General features: G+C 44.7%; 17 protein-coding genes. 4 read left to right on the top strand and 13 right to left on the bottom strand.

Annotation, left to right across the window (positions count from 1 at the left end; genetic code table 11):
* Positions 1 to 48 precede the first annotated feature (48 nt).
* From H528_RS0101005 to H528_RS0101020, 4 genes are all read right to left on the bottom strand, one after another.
* Positions 49 to 837, bottom strand: coding sequence for a cytochrome b/b6 domain-containing protein (locus H528_RS0101005; RefSeq protein ID WP_028845716.1), 789 nt, complete (start codon positions 835 to 837; stop codon positions 49 to 51).
* A 297-nt stretch (positions 838 to 1,134) separates the two neighbouring features.
* Positions 1,135 to 1,734, bottom strand: coding sequence for a DJ-1/PfpI/YhbO family deglycase/protease (locus H528_RS0101010; protein WP_022852493.1), 600 nt, complete (start codon positions 1,732 to 1,734; stop codon positions 1,135 to 1,137).
* A 54-nt stretch (positions 1,735 to 1,788) separates the two neighbouring features.
* Complete coding sequence (locus H528_RS0101015; RefSeq protein WP_022852494.1) at positions 1,789 to 2,211, bottom strand: hypothetical protein; 423 nt, start codon at positions 2,209 to 2,211, stop codon at positions 1,789 to 1,791.
* Positions 2,212 to 2,428: 217 nt separating this feature from the next.
* Positions 2,429 to 6,574 (bottom strand): CARDB domain-containing protein, encoded by a 4,146-nt coding sequence (locus H528_RS0101020; RefSeq protein ID WP_022852495.1) that lies wholly within the window; start codon positions 6,572 to 6,574, stop codon positions 2,429 to 2,431.
* A gap of 301 nt (positions 6,575 to 6,875) precedes the next feature.
* Here H528_RS0101020 and H528_RS0101030 point away from each other — a divergent pair, with 301 nt between their 5' ends.
* Both H528_RS0101030 and H528_RS12085 read left to right on the top strand, forming a co-directional pair.
* On the top strand, positions 6,876 to 7,511 hold the full coding sequence (locus H528_RS0101030) for a DVUA0089 family protein (RefSeq protein ID WP_022852497.1): 636 nt from the start codon (positions 6,876 to 6,878) through the stop codon (positions 7,509 to 7,511).
* A gap of 24 nt (positions 7,512 to 7,535) precedes the next feature.
* A complete protein-coding gene (locus H528_RS12085) occupies positions 7,536 to 9,023 on the top strand; it encodes an alkaline phosphatase (RefSeq protein ID WP_022852498.1) in 1,488 nt (495 codons plus the stop codon).
* Between the two features lie 46 nt (positions 9,024 to 9,069).
* Here the strand turns inward: H528_RS12085 and H528_RS0101040 are convergent, their stop codons facing one another.
* The 9 genes from H528_RS0101040 to H528_RS0101080 form a co-directional block, all read right to left on the bottom strand.
* Positions 9,070 to 9,372: a DUF2250 domain-containing protein gene (locus tag H528_RS0101040; RefSeq protein WP_022852499.1), complete on the bottom strand. Its 303-nt coding sequence runs from the start codon at positions 9,370 to 9,372 to the stop codon at positions 9,070 to 9,072.
* 182 nt (positions 9,373 to 9,554) lie between these two features.
* Entirely contained in the window at positions 9,555 to 10,952 is a 1,398-nt protein-coding gene (locus tag H528_RS0101045) for an aspartate ammonia-lyase (RefSeq protein WP_022852500.1), read from the bottom strand.
* Entirely contained in the window at positions 10,942 to 11,223 is a 282-nt protein-coding gene (locus H528_RS0101050; protein WP_157608056.1) for a hypothetical protein, read from the bottom strand. The genes H528_RS0101045 and H528_RS0101050 overlap by 11 nt, the downstream gene beginning before the upstream one ends.
* Positions 11,211 to 12,704 carry a [FeFe] hydrogenase H-cluster radical SAM maturase HydG gene (gene hydG, locus H528_RS0101055; protein ID WP_022852502.1) on the bottom strand — a complete coding sequence of 498 codons (1,494 nt, stop codon included), beginning with the start codon at positions 12,702 to 12,704 and terminating at the stop codon, positions 11,211 to 11,213. Before hydG ends, H528_RS0101050 begins: the two co-directional genes overlap by 13 nt.
* Positions 12,705 to 12,746: 42 nt before the next feature.
* Positions 12,747 to 14,693, bottom strand: a complete 1,947-nt coding sequence (locus tag H528_RS0101060) for a [FeFe] hydrogenase, group A (RefSeq protein ID WP_022852503.1) — start codon at positions 14,691 to 14,693, stop codon at positions 12,747 to 12,749.
* Between the two features lie 89 nt (positions 14,694 to 14,782).
* Positions 14,783 to 15,508: a cytochrome b/b6 domain-containing protein gene (locus tag H528_RS12090; RefSeq protein ID WP_022852504.1), complete on the bottom strand. Its 726-nt coding sequence runs from the start codon at positions 15,506 to 15,508 to the stop codon at positions 14,783 to 14,785.
* Positions 15,501 to 15,860, bottom strand: a complete 360-nt coding sequence (locus tag H528_RS0101070; protein ID WP_022852505.1) for an iron hydrogenase small subunit — start codon at positions 15,858 to 15,860, stop codon at positions 15,501 to 15,503. Before H528_RS0101070 ends, H528_RS12090 begins: the two co-directional genes overlap by 8 nt.
* Before the next feature lie 9 nt (positions 15,861 to 15,869).
* A complete protein-coding gene (gene prxU / locus H528_RS0101075) occupies positions 15,870 to 16,472 on the bottom strand; it encodes a thioredoxin-dependent peroxiredoxin (protein WP_022852506.1) in 603 nt (200 codons plus the stop codon).
* A 21-nt stretch (positions 16,473 to 16,493) separates the two neighbouring features.
* Entirely contained in the window at positions 16,494 to 17,831 is a 1,338-nt protein-coding gene (locus H528_RS0101080) for a [Fe-Fe] hydrogenase large subunit C-terminal domain-containing protein (protein WP_022852507.1), read from the bottom strand.
* Between the two features lie 190 nt (positions 17,832 to 18,021).
* On the opposite strand from H528_RS0101080, the gene hydE reads away from it, so the two are divergent.
* Positions 18,022 to 19,011, top strand: coding sequence for a [FeFe] hydrogenase H-cluster radical SAM maturase HydE (hydE, locus tag H528_RS12095; protein WP_022852508.1), 990 nt, complete (start codon positions 18,022 to 18,024; stop codon positions 19,009 to 19,011).
* On the top strand, positions 18,987 to 20,207 hold the full coding sequence (hydF, locus tag H528_RS0101090; RefSeq protein WP_022852509.1) for a [FeFe] hydrogenase H-cluster maturation GTPase HydF: 1,221 nt from the start codon (positions 18,987 to 18,989) through the stop codon (positions 20,205 to 20,207). Before hydE ends, hydF begins: the two co-directional genes overlap by 25 nt.
* Positions 20,208 to 20,276 lie beyond the last annotated feature (69 nt).

Here is a 20,276-nt window from a genome sequence, read left to right on the forward strand (position 1 = left end):
GCTGCGAAAAATAGGAACGGATCCCAGGCGTTTTGCAAAGGCATCAAATCAATCGTTATCATGTTCTTCATGTTCATCATCATCCTCATGATGATCGTTCTCGTATCCATGATCATCATCTTCCTGTCCACCTTCTTCATGCTCTTCGATGGCTTCAACCTCTCCATTTTTTTCAAATGCATGTTCTGCCTCAACAGGGGGTAGGCTATAAGCTAATAAACTAAGGAGAAAAGAACATAAAAACCAAACAAGAATAAAGCTTTTATGAAAACCTGTTAACCTTACATCTTCGCCTTCAATGTTTTTATATCCTGTAAATATCGATTGGAAAGTTCCTGATTCTTTATGAAAGATCTGATAAATAATGACTCCTATCAAATGAATAAAAACTAAAAATAAAGAAAAGTTTGCTAGTGATTCGTGAAAATCTTCAAGGAATTCTTTGTTAAACCCTAAAGAATACATTTTGCTTTCGGTAACGTATAGTATAAAACCAGAGATAGAAGTCAAGAAAACTGTCGCTAAGATAAGTAACATAACAACGGAAGCAATAGGATTATGACCAGGATAAGCTGTAGATTTAGAAAGATAGTTTTTAATAAAATTGGTAAGTTCAGCAAGCCCTAAGGGGAAATCCTTGAAGTTTGAGTATCTTGGGCCGAAAATGCCAAACAAAATACGAAAAAATACTAACGAACCAGCAAGAGCTCCAAAAGTATAGTGTATGTTATGAGACTTTTCAAAGTCACCTGTTAAATAAGCAACAGCAAACCCCAAACCCATTAACCAATGAAAAACCCTTGTAGGTAGTGACCATATATAAGTCTTCTCCCTCACGATTATCCTCCTTTTCTTACCTGTACCCTTTACTGAAGAGAATGCTAACGAAGCTCTTTCCGAGAAGTTTCGTTTACTATTTTCTCGCAAATAATACGGAAAACACCTGGTATAGCAAGGCTTGGCTTTTTTAGTATTCGATTAGTATTTATTAAATTAGTATATAAAAAATTGAAATGCAATCTTTTCTATCCAGTCTATACCAAAAAAATTTCCAAGGGAGGCAGCGTTGCTGAAAAAAACAGCAGGTTCTGGCAATGACTGGCAGGACGAGATAAGCAGCTCAATAAAAAATATTTATCTTCTTTGCAAAAGTCTTAGGATTTCTTTAGCAAATTCCTTGGCATAATCGGGAGATTTAGCCGTAATAATCTTTCCCTGGACAATCACGCCCCGTGGATCGTAAATGGCACCATATTTTTTTAGCTCCTCAATAGCCGCTTCCGCCGGCCAACAGGTAGCCTTTTTACCTTTTAAAATACCTGCCTGGGCCAAAACCACCGGAGAAAGACAAATAGCACCTACCACTTTGTTCTCTTTGTAAAATTCTTTAACCAGGGAAATGAGAGTTTTATTTCCCCATAGATACTTTGGAGCCCCTACTCCACCAGCTATTAAAAGAGCAAGATATTTATTAGGATTAATATCTGAAAGGGTTTTGCTAACTTGTATCTCTGTGCCAAACATCCCCGTAGCTTTGCCCTGCTTAATAGAAACTACATCTACCTGAAAGCCATGTTTTTCAAGTATTTTTTTGGGTTCAAAGAGTTCTTCTTCCCGGAAGCCGTGTTGAGCAATCACAATTGCTACTTTGGGACTATCTTTGGCGAAGACAGCAGTTTCCAAAAAAGGGATTAAAAACAAAAGCAAAGAAAAAATCAGCAAAAACTTTTTCATGGTCCCCCCTGAAAAATTTTTCAGAAAGGCTCTGTGATCAACTATTATTAAGTATTAAGAACCTTCCTGCGAAGCACGCTGGTAGGCCTCACTAAGTCTTTCTTCCAGATAGGCTAATAATTCTTCTTTGAAATCTTCTAGATCAAAACAACGTGCATCCTCTCCCAAAAGACCTCCAGGCACAAAATTGCCAAGTTCTTTGGGATCAGAAATTAAGGCATCGTAAAAACAAACTGAAAGCCAGCGGTTAGAGGGATCATCGTCGATTACATCAATCATGACAAAAAGAGGACGTTTATTTTGTTGTGGGTGTTTACCCCTAAGCGAATAAGTAATTCCAGGCCGGGCCTTAAATGATATTTCCACCCCTTCTAGCGCCTCTAAGGCCTTGCGCAGGCGAAGAAAGGCCTCCTTGGCAGGAGAAGGAGCCCAGTTTTTTAGAAGGTCTTCAAGTTCTTGCAATTCTTGGCTTGTCATTATAAATCCCTCCAAAGCTTAATGTGATTGTGTTGCAATTTTCTAATAAGACTTCGATGGCGTCAACTAATTTTAATAGGAGAGAGCTTTGCAAAACACCTTTTCTTAAGGCCCGTTCAGGATCAGTTCCTATTTTTCGTTCCGAAAAATGGGAACGGATCCCTGCGGTTTGTTTGCAATACTGATCCTGACAATTTTGCAAAGGTCTCTTAGGAATTTACCGTATAATGATCGACTTTTTCCCCGAATTATTAGTTTTATCAGTCTCAGAAATGAGGTTTTCTCGATCGACTATAACTTTTAAGTCAAACCTTTGTGGCCTCTCGGGAGCTAATACTCGGAATATTACGAGCTTGCGTTTACCTTTTGCAACGTTTGAAACTAATTTTTTGGCAATCAAGTCCTCTCCAAAATAAAGCTCCACGGCAAAAGGTTTCTGGACATTGGCAGAGCCGACATTTTCTATCAATACGGTAACTTTCACACGTCTTTCATGGCGCCAGTATCGGGGAGTAACAACGCGTTTTACCACCAAATCTGCTAAAACTTTAGGCGGTGTTTCGTGACACTCCTCCTCGTACCAAAAGCCGCCAGCGTTTGCACACTCATCAGGAGAAAAGCAAGCATTTAAATTCCCTGGTGCACAAAGAAGGGGTTGCCACTCATCTGCTCCCACATCAGGCAATCCCTGACGGGCTATGCCATCTATGTCGTAAACCAGATCGTCTCCGAGAGAAATTCCTTGATCTACCAGCTCAGGAACTTCGTAAGCAAGATGAAGGTCTCCAGCCTCAGGATCCCTGAACCATTCCGCTTGGGCTAATACCGTTTTTCTTTCCTCTGCGCTTCCTCCACGATAGGTTACCGGCTTATAAAGCAGATTGTTGGCCAAAAAAGCTTGGGTATCCTGGTAACGGAGATCAATGCTAGCAAAGGAATCATGATCGGGCGTAAATATGGTGTTGTTTAAAACTTTTACGTCCTTGGCACCCCAAAGGCCGATACCGGTATCAAACAAATGGTTGATATCAGCAAATATAAAGTTATTGCGCACTACTCCCCCAATGTGAGGGGCAAAATAATTTAAATCTGGGTAATTACGCAGGCGATTGCTACCAAGACCTAACTGTATCCCTACCGGACAATTTATAATTTTGTTGTTTTCGATAATAGTGTCCCGGGAACCTTGCCAAAAAAGTATTGCCTGAGGAAGACTTCGGCCAGGCAAACAATATATGTTTTTGAACTCATTATTAACCACACGCCAACCTCTGGCTTTTAAGGCGTCAATCCCGTTGGTATAGCAAGCACCGTTGCCAAAAGGATCACGAATATTGATACGTCCTTCATCAGTATATTCTAAAAGGGAGTTAGCAAGGATTCCATAGTCGTTCATGTCGCCTTGAGCACTAGGATTGATCTTGACTAGTTGTTCACCACAATCCAGAAGGTGGAGATTCAGTAATTTTACGTAATGTCCGTTTCCACCCAAGTGAATAGCATGATATTTAGCGCGTTTGATTGTTAAATCAGCTATGGTTGCCTTAGGTGCTAAAATACCTATAATTTCCCCTACCTTGAAATCACCATCAAGTATCACTTTTTCTCGATTTCCCGAAAAAGATCTAATTGTTATCCCCTCTTTGCGGATCCAAATCGTTTTATTTAACTTGTAATAGCCATCTTCAAGTAAAATGGTGCTATAGGGAGGTGCACTTGCCACAATAGAAGGTAGGGCTTCAGCCTCTTCAGGAGAAACAACAATTTTTTGCGCCTCAGAGACTTCTTCGTCTTCTGTGGTGGGTATCGGCAATCTTTCAGGATGAACGGTAAGGATATAGTTTTTTCGAACTGTTTGTCCTGAACTATCACTAATAGTTATTTCAAAAATATAAGAGCCTTCTTTTTGTGGGGTTCCAGCTATTTCTCCTGTTTTTTCATCGAAAAAAAGTCCCGGAGGTAAGGAGCCATTGGTCAAGGCAAAATAGTAAGGTTTGATTCCTCCTGTTGCTTTAATTGCCAAAGTTGCCGAGCGTCCAACAACCAAAGGTTCATCGATTTCCAAGGGATTTAGGACCAAAGAGAAATTGTTTTCGGAAATCAAAATCCTGTTGGCAGTCTTTTTAACTATTACACCTGGAAGGGTCAAAAGTCCGTATTCATCAGGAAAAACTTTTCCCTCCTGAATAACGGTATTGCTTTTTAGATCAATATTACGCCAGTGATAAGTACGACCCTTCTTAACACTAAACCGCTGTAAGCGTCTCGGGGTTATGTCTACCGTACAGGAATCTTTAGGAGCTTTTTGAGAAAGGTAAACCGTGATTTCCCAGCTTGATTGTTCGTCCACAAGATCGTTTGTTTTCCAGAGAAGATAATAATTGATCTGGCCCTTTTCTGGAGCTTCTTCAGGGGTTTCCCCCAGAGGTGTATCAAGAGAACAGTTAGTAAAAGCAGGAAGACTTTGATCCTTGCGTATCAAGATAGTCGGCGTACGGTCCCCTCCTCCTGGGAAATGTGCTCGACAACCATGTCCGCTCATATCCCAGCGAAAAACAAATGGCCGCTTGGTGGCTATCATAGCCTTTACAACTTTCCAAGCCTGTGGCCAACCAATAGCGTTGTCATTTCGACCATTGGCAAAAACGATAAAAGGAGTTTCCTTTGTGACGTTTTGATAGAGCCACCGTTCAGTATCCCAATAAGTATATGCATCAAGTCCAGTGTCATCGTATGGTATGTTCCAGGAAGGATAGCCAAAAACCTTATAAAAACTATTGGTAAAACCTGGACTCTCTTTGGGAATGTAAATTCCCACACCAGCTTTAACATAGGCAAAGTAATTTCCAGCACGCACCCCCCACATCACAGCCCCTGAGCCACCCATAGAGCGGCCAGATAGAATTATACGTTCGGGATCTATCTGCCAGTGTTTGGCTACAAAGTCGTTAACAAATGAAAGAATGCGCCTTTGGTTATAATTTTCGACAGTGGTGTCCGTATAATTGAGATAGGTACCATAAGCAGTGCTATAGGCTGTCCACCAATCATAAGGCCTTTGGTTAGTGGTGACCAAGAGAGAACCTTTTTCTGCTTCGTACCACCAGAGATAACCTGAAAGAAGAGAACCACCCCAGCAGTGCAGACCAATATCTACAGAATGAATATCGCCTGGAGGTTGGTGTTTGGGATTAAGAGACCTTGCCACTAAATAGTTGTAAGGGGCACTTGGTTTATTGGAATAAGGAGGGGCTTCCCAGCGCACAAAAAAATTCATCTCAATAGGACCATCTACATAGTAAAACTTATCACGAATCTCTTTTAAACGTAAAAGTACCAGCCCAGACCCGGGGGATTCTTTGACAGGCTCTTTAAGAGAATTTTCTCCGGGAACTATTTGAGAAAAGTCTTCCTGGCCATCGATGGCCTTTACCACTGCATAATAAAACTGGCCTGTGGTTTCATTACGGAACACGTAAATCCCCTGGTCGTAATCAGCAAGAACCCCGTCTTTAACAGGAAGTCTTGGGACAGGTTTATTGTTGAAAGAGGCGTTTGTCCAAAGAGCTCCGTAAAATTCCTCATCCCAGATACTAAAAGGATCTATCTCGTCAATCAGTTTAGCCTGAGCAATGGTCTCAGGAGTAATAGGTTGTTCGCTACGGTATATACGAAAACGAATCTCATGGGGATTATTGGCCTTTTTCAGGAAATTTTTGTATTCCTCGATAGTAATGTCGTTACTATTGATAATGGGGTCGGGGTCCCGCCACACAAGCATGGTATCTCCATCTTTTGCGTAGGCCGATAGCCCCAAAGGCTGTGAGACATAGGCATGGTTTTCAGGAAGCGGTCTATCACAGGTAACATCGAGATGTATGAGCGTATTTCCTTCTTCGTCTTTATAAAAGGGCGGGTTTCCAAAATCGTGAGCTGGAGCAGTTTTGAGAAGAAAGATTATGCTTGTTTTTCCGGCAGAAACAGCATCTTTTACTGCCTGGGTGACATCAAAAGATTGGAAACGTGGTGGCTTAGGTGGCAAACAGTTTTCTGGATTCTCTTCTGTTACCAGACAGAATTTACGTTCCTGAGTTTTTTGAAAGCGAACGTACCAATATGGATTAATATTTACGAAAAGTGTCGCCCTCAATACGTTGCTCCCAACAATAGGAGACAGATCAACTTGAATCTTTTGGTATCCAAGGCGTTTAATACTTTCAGGATAAGTCCCGCGATGAGCAAGATTGGTAAAACTATGGGTGGCCCACCTAACTTGAGCGGCATTAACGGATAAGCTTTGCCCAAAAAACAATAAAACTAAAAATCCCAAGATTAAAATTTTACAAACATTTTTAAAGAGCATGAAAAGGGGCCTCCATTTTGATTTTGTAAACTCTTCTTTACTGTCGGTCAAAGCAGTAGGCATCTCAAAAATTTTTTTGCAAATTTCTTGATAGACAAATCAAGTTTTGATGAAGTAATAACATAAATTTTGGACAAGCCAAATTATAGCTTTCCCCCGGTAATTTTTACTTGCAAGCGTTACAGACAAAAACAACCCCCTTCCCGAGCAAAGATCGGTCACCAAAAATTAAAGGCTCAGTAAAACCTTTGTAACTTTCTCCAGGGATAATCCATCCAAAACAAAATTTAGGAGGGGGACTATGAGAAAGATTGTCTTGGGTTTAGTTGTTTGGCTTTTATTAGGTATTGGTAAGGGTTATGCGGTTTCTTTTACTGAAGTAGGTGATGCCGGTGAAACACTTGATACAGCCCACGAAGTTATCAACGCGACTACCCAGATTTTTGGTACCGTAGAGCAAAACAGTGCGGATCTTTTCGTTTTCTCTTGGAATGGCGGTGCTCTCGAAATAACTACTGTTAATCCCGACCCAGTGAATCAACCAGATTTTGATACCCAGCTTTTCCTTTTCGATGTTAACGGATACGGAGTATGGGCAAATGATGATACTACTACAGATTTAACCTCCCGTATTTATGATGCTAATCTTCCCGCAGGAATTTATTACCTTGGTATTTCCTCTTATGACTATGATCCCTATGATATTTTTGATAACGAAATTTTTCCTGACTCTCCTTACGATCAACAATTTGCCCCACAAAGCAATCAACCTTTGGCTTATTGGGATGGAACCACAGGAGATACCATTTCATATCGCATTGATTTTTCAGCCCCGGTAAATTCACCTAATCCTGTCCCTGAGCCGTCCACCGTAATGTTAGTTGGTCTTGCTTTAAGTTTTCTCGGCTACTTAGGCCTCAGGACCAAAAGGGCCTAAAAATAAAAAAATAGGAGGGGGAAAATGATTAAAAGGTTACGTTTCTTACTGTTGTTTGTCGTTTGTTTGGTACTAGTTTACGGGCTTGATGCTAAAGCAGCCCACAGATTTGCCTATCATAAACCCCAGGCCAAAAAGGCAAAGTATGTAATTTTGCTCATTGGCGATGGCATGGGCTATTGGCATGTTGATGCCCTGCGCAAATACTTAAATGTTTCAAAGACCAATATGGAAAGCTTGCCTAATTTCGGCTACATGACAACTTTTATGCGCAACTCCACCGGTGAAGGCGGGCTTTCTGGTGAGTATTGGGATGATCCGTCAGAACTTGGTTCCTATGATCCCACCCTCGGAGGCTATACGCCCTGGCAAATCCAGCCTGTTCCTGCTTATGTTGATGAAGGTGCTACAGATTCTGCCGCTGCAGGTAGTGCCCTGGCCTCAGGACACAAAACCGTAAAATACGCTTTAAATGTTGTAGCTAAACCTGAAGGCTATCCCGCTGATGAACCCTATACCGTTAAATACTACCCTACTGTCGTAGATTTTGCCGAAGCCAAAGGCATGGCTACCGGTGTAGTTACCAGCGTTCCTTTTTCCCATGCAACACCAGCTGCTTTTATCGCCAAAACTCAGTATCGTAAAAACTACGGTGAAATTGCAAGACAGATGATCTTTTCAAATTTAGACGTGATCATGGGCGCGGGACATCCGTATTATGACGATAATGGCAATCTTCGTGAGGAGCCCAATTACTATTACTTCTCCCGTAACAAAGGCCCCTATATTGATGACCAGGACGGCGAAACCCTGTATGAAAAAGTCGTAAACGGTTTTAGAGGCAGAGTCTTTGTAGATGAAAAGGCTGATTTTGAAGACCTGGCCGACGGAGACGGACTCTTTCATGGTGGGCCTATGCCGAAACGTGTCTTTGGTTTGGCCCGTGTAGCCGATACCCTTCAGTTCTCCCGTAATATTGACGACGGAAACCCTGAAGATGACTGGAAAGTAGGCGGCCAGGCCTTCATCTCTTCGGTTCCTTCTCTTGAAACTATGACCAAGGCTACTCTGCATGTGCTGGAACAAGATGAAGATGGCTTTTTCGTGATGATTGAAGGAGGAGCTATTGACTGGGCCGGACACGCCAACAATATGACCCGCTTGCTTGAAGAAATGATTGACTTCGATAATGCGGTAAAAGCCGTCATCGACTGGGTAAATGATCCCACTAACGGCAGCAATTGGGACAATACCCTTGTTATTGTTACTGCAGATCACGAAACCGGTCACCTTCAACCTGTAGGCGATGTAACCGGTGACGATGTCATCAAAAACCAGTGCTGGGGTGTTGGTTGTGAAGGCTGGCATCATCACACCAATAGTCTCATCCCTATCTATGCCAAGGGAGTTTGCTCGGTCGCGCTGAAAGCTCGCTATGATGGTGATTATAGAGATAACATAGATATTTTTAAGGTTATGTATCACGCCATTGAAAGAGGTTGTTTCCGGTAAAAATTAAAATCCTGATCAGAAAAAGGGGGGCTTTGCGCCCCCTTTTTTATTGCCCTTCAAAAAGTATCTTCCTTAAATACAGGCGGCAGGGCCTTGAGAGTTCGTAATAGGTATGGTTCATGTGCTTGGGTTTTTTAAGCCCCTTTTTCTTAAGAAACCTTCCCCCTACCCTTTCAAGAAAACCCAGGGCTTCGAGCTTACGAAGCCTTTCCATGGTGTCTCCAAGGTCAAGGCGGAGTCTTCTTGAAAGAAACTTGGCACAGTCAGGAGCAGTGGCGTAAAGGTCTTTTAATATGAGCCAATCTTTCTCGTCGAGAATTCCCCAAGGGAGAGCTTCTTTTTGATTCATCAAATCTAAGATTATAACGAAAATCTTTGCGAAATTACAAAAAATAACACTATTAGAGACCTTTGCAAAATCATTGGGATCAGTATTGCTAGTACAACCGCAAGGGATCCGTTCCCATTTTTCGGAACGAAAGATAGGAACGGATCCTGAAGGGGCCTTAAAGGTCTCTACTAAAACAATTGCTAATCTCGATATCCAAGCGCCGTTAAGGCTTCAGGAGAAAGGAGCCAGTCAAGGGTTTCTTCGTCAAGGAGCCCCTTTTCAAGCACTATTTCCCGCACGCTTTTGCCCGTGCTTTGCACTAATTGAGCTACCTCGGTGGCTGCTTCGTAACCGATAAAAGGCACCAGCGCGGTAACCGCCCCCCAGCTGCGGTTAAAATAACCCTGGCAAACTTCTTGATTGGCTGAAATACCTTCTACACACTTTTCTCTAAATACCTGATTGGCTTTTATGAGAAGGGAAAGGCTCTCAAGCAAGGCATGACCTAGCAGAGGTAAAAAAGCATTTAGCTCAAGCTCTCCGTGCTGGCAGACCTGGGTAATAATAAAGTCATTCGCCATGACTTTGATGGCCACCTGGGTCACCGCTTCACAAATCACAGGATTGACCTTGCCAGGCATGATGGAAGAGCCGGCCTGCCTTTCAGGGAGCCTGATTTCTCTAAGTCCGGTCACAGGACCTGAAGAAAGCAGACGAAGATCAGAGGCGATTTTAAAGAGATTTACCGCGTGGGCCTTTAGGATGCCGGATACCTCCACGAAGGCGTCGTGGTTCTGGGTAGCATCTACCATGTTTTCAGCCCTGGCTAAGCCCAGAGAAGTAATCTCGCGAAGCTTTTCCACCACGAGAAAGATATATTTCCTGGGTGCCCCGATCCCTGTTCCTACCGCAGTGCCTCCCAGGTTAACTACCCTTAGGCGTTCCTCACACTTAAATACCCGCCACCTATCCCGTGCCAGGGCCTCGGCGTAGGCCGAAAACTCAACCCCCAGGGTAATGGGCACGGCATCCTGCAATTGGGTGCGCCCGATCTTTCTTATGGAAGCAAATTCTTTTTCCTTTTCTTGAAAAGCAGCCTGGAGCTTGGCCAAACTGGCTTCAAGTTCCCTTAAAAGCCGTGTGGCTGCGACTTTGATGGCGGTGGGATAAACATCATTGGTGGATTGATGAAGATTTACATGGTGCAGGGGATGCACCAGATGATAATCTCCTTTTTTCCCGCCTAAAAGCTCGTTGGCCCGGTTGGCTATCACCTCGTTTATGTTCATGTTGGTGGATGTTCCGGCACCACCCTGAAGGGCATCCACTACGATTTCATCGGCAAGCTCCCCGGCCATGAGCTCGTCACAGGCGGCTATAATGCTTTGCCCTATTTTTTCCGGAAGATAGCCAAGCTCAAGATTGGCCTTGGCACAGGCCTTCTTAACCATGGCAAGGGCTGTTATCAGCTCAGGGTGCACCCGATAAGGAGAAAGAGGAAAGTTCTCAAGGGCCCTAAGGGTATGGATCCCCCAATAGGCCTGAGAAGGCACTTCCCTTTCACCCAAAAGATCATGCTCAATGCGGCTATTTTTCACGGCACAAACCCTGGTTCATCTCTTCTTTCAGAAAGTTTAAAAACTCTTCTTCAGCACACGGAAGCTCCCCTTGCCAGAAGACCACTAAATTGCCTTTAAGAGCCGCGCTTTTTGAAGGTAAAAAGGATTCCTGGCCTGCTCCTGTCAAAAAATGCCTTCTTTTGCCCAAAACTTCGGCGAAATAGACCCTTTTTAAGGAATAACGCTCACATGCTTTATGGGCCAGTTCCTGTAGAAAACTTTTGGGGAAAGCGGCCATTACAGGTGACAATCCCGGCGACCTTCTTTTTGTTTGGCAAGTAGTTCCCTTACCCTTTTGGCAGCAGGAGCCAGGTTTTCCTCAAGCCATGAAAGATAGCGCGGGATAATCTCTTTTTCGCCTATTTCTCTTAGTTGAGGTGAGGCATAATCCAGCAGGTATTCCTGAAAAGTAAGGATCCCGTTGGCAATGCAGAAGTGTTTTACCGTAGCGTGTTTGGCAAGGGGCATGAAGTTCTCGCCTGTGCGCCCTTCGCGATAACATGCCGTGCAAAAAGAGGGTAAATACCCCTCTTTGCAGAGATCAAAAATAAATTCTTCGATACTTCGGGTATCCTGGATGATAAATTGCTGTTTGTCAGGGATATTTTCTCGTTTTAAGGTGGCATACCCCCCAACGGCGATCTGACTGCCCGCATCCATCTGGGAAACCCCGCCCTTTCTAATAAGCTCCTGCCGCAAGGGCGCGGGTTCTCGGGCAGTGAGGATGGAGCCTGTATAAGGACACATCAGCCTTATAATAGCCACCAGCTTTTTAAAATCTTCGTCACTTACGCGAAAGCGCGAATGAACACTAAAAGGCGTGTTCACCGCAGGCTCAAGCCGGGGGTAAGAAATAGTGTGAGGGCCAACACCAAATTCTTTTTCTAGGGCCTGGGCGTGGGATAAAAGGCCTAGAAGCTCATAACGCCAGTCGTAAAGCCCAAACAAGACCCCGAGAGCCACGTCATCTATCCCGGCCTCCTGAGCACGATGTAAGGCAAATAGCCGCCAGCGAAAAGGCCCTTTAAGGGTTCCTTTGGGGTGCAAACGTCGATAAGTATCGGGATGATACGTCTCCTGAAAGACCTGATAGGTCCCTATGCCTACTTTTTTTATTTCTTCGTATTCCTCCTTGAAAAGAGGCGGGGCGTTTACGTTTACTCTTCTTATCTCTCCGTTTCCGAACTTCTGGCTATAGATGCGTTCGATGGTCTGGCACATAAAGGCCACGTCACTTTCAGGGTGTTCCCCATAAACCACAATAAGCCTTTTTTGCCCCATCTCTGTTAGCACACGTATTTCTTCATCAAGTTGTTCCAGGGAAAGCTTTTTCTTTTCCACGAATTCGTTACTTTCGCGAAAACCACAATAAACACAATTGTTAACGCAAAGACTGGAGATATAAAGTGGTGAGAAAAGCACAATTCGGTTGCCGTAAACCTTGTTTTTGATCCAGAAGGCCGTTTCAAATATCTCTTCCCAGAGCTCTGGGTCTTTAAGATTAGCCAGGGCAGCAACCTCTTCAGGGGCAAGCATAGCCCCTGAAGAAGCATTATCCCGTGCCTTGGCCATGATGTCCAGTATTTCCTGCCTGTCAGGGTTTTTCTTGCGCTCAAGGATCTCCCAGATTTTTGCTGGATCAATAAAATTTTCGTAAGGGGAGTTTTCCTCCCACTTGAGGATCTCCTTGAGCCTTTTTTCCCGCCAGGCCTTTTCTCCCGCGGTTAACATGTCCTAACCCTCCAAACGAGATTTTTGTAAAACACTGGCCCATTAGCTGTGCAGAAAATCACGAGTTTCTGTTTGTTCCTGCTGAGGGACATTTAACGGGCGCGGGTCTTTAAGATCCTTGGCACGGTTGATGTAATGAGTGTGTAGCAGTTCATGGGCAACATGACTCAGGGGGTGCTTCAAAAATTCGGTATAAGCCTGCTTTATTTCGGGGTTTTCGTGTGATTTTCTGATTTCATGCTGTTGGTCATCGGTATTTAGCGCAGCTATTCTGGCCTTGATGGTCTCTAAGTTGGTAGGGATAGGCTGTCCGCCACCACCAATACAACCTCCTGGGCAGGCCATGAACTCGATAAAGGCGTATTCAGAAAATTCTCCGCCTTTTTTCACGTCTTCGCAAACCCGACGGGCGTTTGCCAGTCCGTGGACCACGGCCACTCTAAGTTTCTTGCCATTTATCTTCAGACTTGCGGTCTTTACACCGTTTAATGTCCCGAGTTCTTCGAATTCTAGCTTGGGAAGGGTCTTGCCTGTGACTATTTCGTAAACCGTGCGCAGGGCAGCCTCCATCACCCCACCAGTGCGCCCAAAGATAGTAGCAGCACCGGTATACTGACCTAGCAGGGGATCAGGGCCTTCCTCTGGCATGTCCTTAAGGTCAATATGGCACATCTTTAACAAACGGGCGGTTTCTCTGGTGGTCAAAACATAGTCCACGTCGTAGAATTTTTCGTCTTCCTTGACTTTCCCTTGAGAAAGCCAGTAACGGAAGGCATCTGTCATTTCCTCGCGTTTTGATTCATATTTTTTGGCGGTACAAGGCATAAGGGATACTACCACCATATTGCGCGGGTCGATTCCCAAACGCTCCGCAGCATAGGTCTTGGCCATGGCCCCAAACATCTGTTGAGGGGACTTGGCAGAAGAAACATGAGGGATAAGATCAGGATAAAATGTTTCCAGGAATTTTACCCAGCCAGGGCTACAAGAAGTAAACTGGGGCAAAGCGGTCTCAACCTCGCCTAAGATCTCGGCCTCAATCTCAAAGGGTAAAAACTGGCGGTCAAGTAGGCCTGCTTTGATTAATCTTACGATAAATTCTGTGCCCTCTTCCATAATGGTAAGGTCAGCGGCAAAGTTGGTGTCCCAAATACGGTCAAAGCCAACCCGTCTAAGCGCCGCATAAAGTTTTCCTGTGACCAGGGTCCCAGGGGGCATACCAAACTCTTCTCCGATACTTGCCCTGAGCGCTGGCGCAAACTGAACCACCACGAATTTGTCTTTGTCCTGCAAGGCCTCTAAAACTTTTTCTGTGTCGTCAATTTCGCGGATAGAAGCATAAGGCCTTGCGTAAGGGCAGGGCTCGCAGCCAAAGTGTTTTTTAAACACCGTGGTAACCCCGGCTTCCTTGCCCATGGGGCAGGCATGAATGCACTGGCCGCATCTCGTACAGCGGGCTTCATCAGCAAGTAGCACCCCTTTTTCAGGATCAAAAGAAAGGGCTGCGACTCCCTGGGTGTCCCGACAGGTCACCACACAGCTTTCGCACCTGATACAGGTATTGGGGTTGTGCCAGAAAGCAGGGAGGGAATACCAGGGCTCAAACTGCCATTTTGCTCTTTCTTCGTATTTGATAAAACCGGCATTTTCCGCTTCAACGGCTATCATTTCCTGCATTTTTTTGATTAGATAGCATTCGTTGTTTTTCAAAAGGTCAAGTCTTTCTTTTAGTTTTTCTTCTATAAGAGGTGATTTTGTTTTTATTTCCATATTGCTTCTTACTAGCAAAGCCTTAAGCATAGGCGCTGGAACAATTTGTCCGTTTATTTCTACGATATTTACGAGTGCACACTTAGGATTAGGAATATATTTCATTTGAGGGATTTCAAATGGCAACCAAAACGTTTTGTTATGTTTATCTAATAGTTCCTGAACTGTTGTTCCAGGCTTTACTTGAATAATATTATCGTCCAGCTTTACTTGTAACATTTTATACCTCCCCTCTTATCTATTTTCCGTTTATCTTTATGAGACCTTTGCAAAACATCTTTTCTTAAGGCCCGTTCAAGGATCCGTTCCTATTTTTCGTTCCGAAAAATGGGAACGGATCCCTTGCAGTTGTGCTTGCAATACTGATCTCGACAATTTTGCAAAGGTCTCATTATTACGTCATTTTGAAACCACTTAGGATTATGATGTTTAGCCCATTTTAGAGATACTGTTCCAGGGCCAATCCTCCACATCGCCAAAAGGTCTTCTTTATTAGCTATTGAAAGTGGAATATGCCCAAAAGTTGCTATTAAAGTAGTAATAATTGAACCCCAAACATGAAGGTAAAAAAACATTAAGAAAAGTCCTTTGCCCATGGAGTGTTTGGCAAAATATAAAAACCATCCAGTAACAATTAGCGCTATAATCATAAAGATAAAGAAAAGATAAGTAAGCTTTTGGCCGGCATTAAATTTTCCTTGTGGAGCAACTTCTTCTGGACCAATATTAATTTTAAAAAATCTTCTGGGATAACCGCCCAAGTTTTTAAACCAGGCAAAGGTATCTTTATCCCACTCCAAGAGATTTTTCATTAAGATATAAAAGCGATGAGGCGCGAGAAAAATAAAAGCAAGAAAGTTAAAAGTAAAAACTACACCTGCCCAGATATGTATTTGCATAAGAAAGTTTTTTGTTTCAGAACCAGCTAAATTAAAATAAACAATAATTCCAGTAATAGCTAAGACGTACCAGCTTACGGCATTAACGTTATGGAATATTTTTTCTGTGACAGAAAATTTCAGTACTTTATCCATGTCTTTCTCCTTTCATATTTAGTTTTCCACGAACATAATAGTGGTGTGTATGAAGGAGATGATGAGCTGTTTCACTTAACGGATGTTCAGCAAAATCTCTGTAAAACTTTTCTACGGTAGGATTTAGGTGCGAGGCAGGTAAATTATTCCTCTGGCATCTTAGGTCATCTTTATAAAGACCTTTCTGACGCATCTTAATATATTTGTTTCTTTTTTTGACAAAATCGGTAACTGTATAGGCCCCAATGGCCAAAACGCTTGTAAGAATCCCCGTAATTTTCAAAAAAGTTCTCCTGCTAATTAGCAAAGAAGCGGGCTTTTCTTCGTATTGAAAGGGAAGTTTTTCAGACATACCTTCCTCCTAAGCCTTTTGTGGTTTCCAGACGTCCCAGACTTTGCCGGCAAGTGCTGGGAAGGCCTTTAGGGTAGGGTCACCCGGCATCCACCCTGCAGGGCAGACTTCACCAGGGTGCTCACGGACGTATTTAAAGGCTTCTACCAAACGCAGGAGTTCGGAAACATGGCGTCCCACCGGGGTGTTTAGCATTTCGGTGGCCTGGATAAACCCATCAGGATCAATAATGAACCGGCCACGCATGCTAAGGCCAAGTTCCGGGTGGAAGACACCGTATAGCTGGGATATCTGGGCACCTTTGTCCCATGCCAGCGGAAAAGGAATCTCTCCTGAAAGCATCTTAGCGAGTTCAACCTCATACCAGACCTTGTGGGTAAAAATGCTATCAACGCTTATTGCCAAAAGTTCTGCCCCAAGTTCCTGAAGCTCAGGATATATATACGCTAAAGAGGCAATCTCTGTGGCACATACAGGTGAAAAATCACCGGGGTAAAAACACAAAACAAGCCATTTCCCCTGGTAATCTTCTAGCTTTACTTCTTTTACCTCGCCCTTAAGGTAAGCCTGGGCGCGAAAGTCTGGGGCCTTTATTCCCGGACGCACACACATGGCAACCCTCCTAAGTTTTTTTTAGGCTTTTAAGGGAAGCGGAAGCAGCGGATCTATCCAGGAGGTCCCCATGGGATTAACCGGCTGCCCCCCTCCGTTTATGCATCCCCCGGGACAATTCATCACTTCTATGAAGTGGTAGGGGCTCTTGCCAGTGACAACTTCTTCGAGGATGGGCTCAAGGTGGTTTTTAATACCGTTTACCACACAAATATGGAAATTCGCCTTTTTTCCTCCCAGAGGCTTTAAGGGGATGGCAAGTTTGGCGGTTCTCACGCCTGTGGTATGACCTCTTACCGCTTCGATATTCCAGGAAGCGGGTTCCTGGCCCGAGAGAACACAGTAAGCAGTCCTTATGGCGGCCTCGGTTACGCCACCGCTATTACCAAAGATAGTGGCCCCACCGGTATATACCTCGGTTAGTTCCGATTCTTTTTCCGGGGAGATATCAAGGGGGTTGATCCCTAAGCGTTTGAAAAGCGCCGCTGCATCCCGGGTGGTGAGCACGGCATCTACGTCCGGAAAGGCTGGGGTGTCTTCTGGGAGGTAGCCTTTTTCTTTAAGCCAGAGAAAAGCGCTCTTAAACTCCGGCCTGCTTGCCTCATAAATCTTGGCCGTGCAGGGCATAATACCTACGGTATAAATCTTCCTGGGGTCAATATTCCAGATATCAAGGGCCACCCAGGTTTTAACGGTAGCCCCTGCCATTTGTTGGGGAGACTTAGCCCCTGAGATATGGGGTAAGATGTCAGGCCAATAAAGCTCGGCATACCTTATCCAGGCCGGGCAACAGCTAGTAAAATGTGGCAGGGGGTGATTGGCAAATTTTTCTACCTCGGGCGTTTCATCCCCAAGGAGCCAGTATCTTACTTTGGCAATGAATTCGTATCCTTCTTCCATGATGGTCTGGTCTGCGGCAAGGTTATTTTCGTAAATCCTGAACCCGGCCTTTTTGAAGGCAGCATGCATGCGATGCACGGTAAGGGTGCCTGGAGGGGCTCCGAATTCTTCAGCCAGGGCCACCCGCACCGCAGGGGCAATAATAGCCACTACCGTGTAATCAGGGTCTTTAAGGTGCTTTAAAACCTCATCTAAGAAGCTCATCTGCTCAATGGCCCCGAAGGGACAATTGACCAGACACTGCCCACAGGATAGGCAAAGATCCTCTTCGATATGATGGGTAACACCAAGAGAGCCCTTTATGGCTCCTGCTGGGCAGTGATGTCTACAGGTATCACAGCCAACGCACTTATTGGGGTTAATCCTGATGATTCCTTTTACCTCTCCTGGAAGAAACGTCCCCCCACCGGTAAAGGTCTTCTCCGAAGGAGAAAAAGTAGCAATTTTCTGCACACCCATTAAAAGCCCCTAGCCCGAAATTTTTGTTACTATCCTTCTTGTTTGATTGAGTTTGATGTTATTTATTTATATTTCGTGACACTATATAAAAAAGAAAATTTTTGTCAAGGCCTTTAAAAAAGTCCAAAATTTTTTGAAAATAAATTTATTTAACCAGAGATTGTGTTATCGTTTTTGAGATAATAGCAAGATGAACAAGAAAAAAATAGCAGAACTGCTCAAAAAGACCCCTCTCAAGGACTTGTTAGGCAGGGCAGACCTCATACGAGAAAAATACGCAGGAAAGGCGGTTCACATACGGGGAATTATTGAATTTTCAAACTATTGCGTAAATAGTTGCCTCTATTGCGGTCTAAGAGAAGAAAACAAAAAGATTTCACGTTACCGCATGCCACCAGAGGCCGTTGTCTCTCTTGCCCTTGAGATTTCTCGTCTTGGAGTAAAAACCATAGTGCTTCAGTCAGGAGAAGACCCTGGTTACAGGGCCAAAGACATTGCCAATATCATCACCCAGATAAAAGAACACGCTGAGGTGGCCATTACCCTTTCGGTTGGGCAGCGCGATTTTTCCGACTACGAGCTCTGGCGCAAGGCAGGCGCTGACCGCTACCTGATGAAACACGAAACTTTAAACCCCTTGCTTTACCAAAGGCTTCACCCCGGCCAGAGCCTTGAGGAAAGGCTCAAGCATATCTTTTTCTTAAAAGAAATCGGTTTTGAGATAGGTGTGGGAAACATCATAGGTCTTCCAGGCCAAACCCTGGAAGACCTTGCTGAGGATGTGCTCTTTATGGGAGAGATAAAGGCCGATATGGCAGGCATCGGGCCCTTTGTCCCCCAGGCAGACACCCCCTTGGCCAACCACCCTCCAGGAGACGTCGAGCTTAGCTTGAGGACTCTTGCGGTAACGCGCCTTGTGTGCAAATGGATTCATCTTCCAGCCACCACGGCCCTTGCCACCCTCGGAGGAGACAAAGCCCAGAAGATGGCTTTAAGGGCCGGGGCCAACGTGCTCATGCCCAATTTTACCCCGGAAGACCTTCGCCAAAATTACCAGATATATGACCAAAAGGTCTGCCTGACCCTAAAGAAGGCCCAAAAGCTGATAAGAGCTTGCGGGCTAAGCATAAGCACAGACAAAGGAGGAACCTTACAATGCAGGATACCCCCAAGGGCTTAAGACTACATATCGGCATTTTCGGCCGAAGGAACGTGGGCAAGTCTTCCCTTATGAATGCCCTTACCAGCCAGCCTGTGGCCATTGTTTCCGACACCCCCGGCACCACCACCGACCCCGTGGAAAAAACCATGGAGCTTTTACCACTTGGGCCGGTGGTGTTCATAGACACCGCAGGGATTGACGACATAGGGGCCTTGGGAAGTATGCGCATTAAGAAGACCCTTGAGGTGTTTAACCGCACAGATCTTGCCATCCTGGTAACAGAGGCCAATCAATGGGGAGAATTTGAAGCAAGGATTAAAGACATCCTAAGGCAAAAAAAGATTCCTTTCGTAGTGGTTTTAAACAAGATAGACGCCCTTGAGGTCTCAGAAGAGATAGTAGCCTCTCTCAAGAGAGAAAAAATTCCCCATGTTTGTGTTTCGGCGGCTAAAGGCACCCATATCGAAGCCTTAAAAGAACTTTTACTTGAGAACGCTCCGGCCGAATGGTTTGAACCCCCTGCCCTGGTAGGAGATCTTTTGCCGGCAGGGGAGCTTGCCATCCTGGTGGTGCCCATTGACTTAGAAGCCCCCAAGGGAAGGCTTATTTTGCCTCAGGTGCAAACCATAAGAGACGTTTTAGACCACGATGCCTATTGTATGGTGGTAAAAGAGCGCGAGCTACGCGATGCTATAAATCGCCTAAATAGACCGCCTAAACTTGTTATTTGCGATTCCCAGTGCGTGCTAAAGGTCGTGGCCGACACCCCTGCGCCAATTAAAGTAACAACATTTTCCATTGTGATGGCCCGTTTTAAAGGAGATCTCCCGGCCCTGGTAAAAGGAGTCAGGGCCATTGAGAGGCTGCGTTCTGGAGACAGAGTCCTGATAGCAGAGGCCTGTTCCCATCATCCTATTGCCGATGACATCGGCCGGGTAAAGATTCCCCGCTGGTTAAGACAATACGTTGGCGGGAATCTAAATATAGACGTATGCGCAGGAAGGGCCTATCCCGAGAACCTCGAAGAATACAAACTCGTTATCCACTGTGCGGGATGCGTGCTCAACCGCAGGGAAATGCTAAGCCGCATATACCGGGCTACCAAGCACGGGGTCCCCATCACCAACTACGGCGTAGCCATATCTTTTCTTCAGGGGGTTTTGCACCGCACCCTTGAGCCCTTCCCCTACGCCAAACTTTTATTGGAAGATTGATTTCAAATCTTCCAGCAAAAAGAGACCTTTACAAAATTGCCAGAATCAGTTTTGCAAGCCCCGCAAGGA

This window comes from Thermodesulfatator atlanticus DSM 21156, from assembly GCF_000421585.1.
In the GTDB taxonomy this organism is placed as follows: domain Bacteria; phylum Desulfobacterota; class Thermodesulfobacteria; order Thermodesulfobacteriales; family Thermodesulfatatoraceae; genus Thermodesulfatator; species Thermodesulfatator atlanticus.

Bases quoted from the DNA above. Each gene is read 5' to 3' on its own strand.
- H528_RS0101070 (WP_022852505.1), bottom strand. From the start codon at position 15,860: ATGTCTGAAAAACTTCCCTTTCAATACGAAGAAAAGCCCGCTTCTTTG.
- H528_RS0101030 (WP_022852497.1), top strand. From the start codon at position 6,876: ATGAGAAAGATTGTCTTGGGTTTAGTTGTTTGGCTTTTATTAGGTATT.
- H528_RS0101020 (WP_022852495.1), bottom strand. From the start codon at position 6,574: ATGCTCTTTAAAAATGTTTGTAAAATTTTAATCTTGGGATTTTTAGTT.
- prxU (WP_022852506.1), bottom strand. From the start codon at position 16,472: ATGTGTGTGCGTCCGGGAATAAAGGCCCCAGACTTTCGCGCCCAGGCT.
- H528_RS0101015 (WP_022852494.1), bottom strand. From the start codon at position 2,211: ATGACAAGCCAAGAATTGCAAGAACTTGAAGACCTTCTAAAAAACTGG.
- H528_RS0101040 (WP_022852499.1), bottom strand. From the start codon at position 9,372: ATGAATCAAAAAGAAGCTCTCCCTTGGGGAATTCTCGACGAGAAAGAT.
- hydG (WP_022852502.1), bottom strand. From the start codon at position 12,704: ATGTTAACCGCGGGAGAAAAGGCCTGGCGGGAAAAAAGGCTCAAGGAG.
- H528_RS0101060 (WP_022852503.1), bottom strand. From the start codon at position 14,693: ATGTTACAAGTAAAGCTGGACGATAATATTATTCAAGTAAAGCCTGGA.
- H528_RS0101080 (WP_022852507.1), bottom strand. From the start codon at position 17,831: ATGGGTGTGCAGAAAATTGCTACTTTTTCTCCTTCGGAGAAGACCTTT.
- H528_RS12085 (WP_022852498.1), top strand. From the start codon at position 7,536: ATGATTAAAAGGTTACGTTTCTTACTGTTGTTTGTCGTTTGTTTGGTA.
- hydE (WP_022852508.1), top strand. From the start codon at position 18,022: ATGAACAAGAAAAAAATAGCAGAACTGCTCAAAAAGACCCCTCTCAAG.
- H528_RS0101010 (WP_022852493.1), bottom strand. From the start codon at position 1,734: ATGAAAAAGTTTTTGCTGATTTTTTCTTTGCTTTTGTTTTTAATCCCT.
- H528_RS12090 (WP_022852504.1), bottom strand. From the start codon at position 15,508: ATGGATAAAGTACTGAAATTTTCTGTCACAGAAAAAATATTCCATAAC.
- hydF (WP_022852509.1), top strand. From the start codon at position 18,987: ATGCAGGATACCCCCAAGGGCTTAAGACTACATATCGGCATTTTCGGC.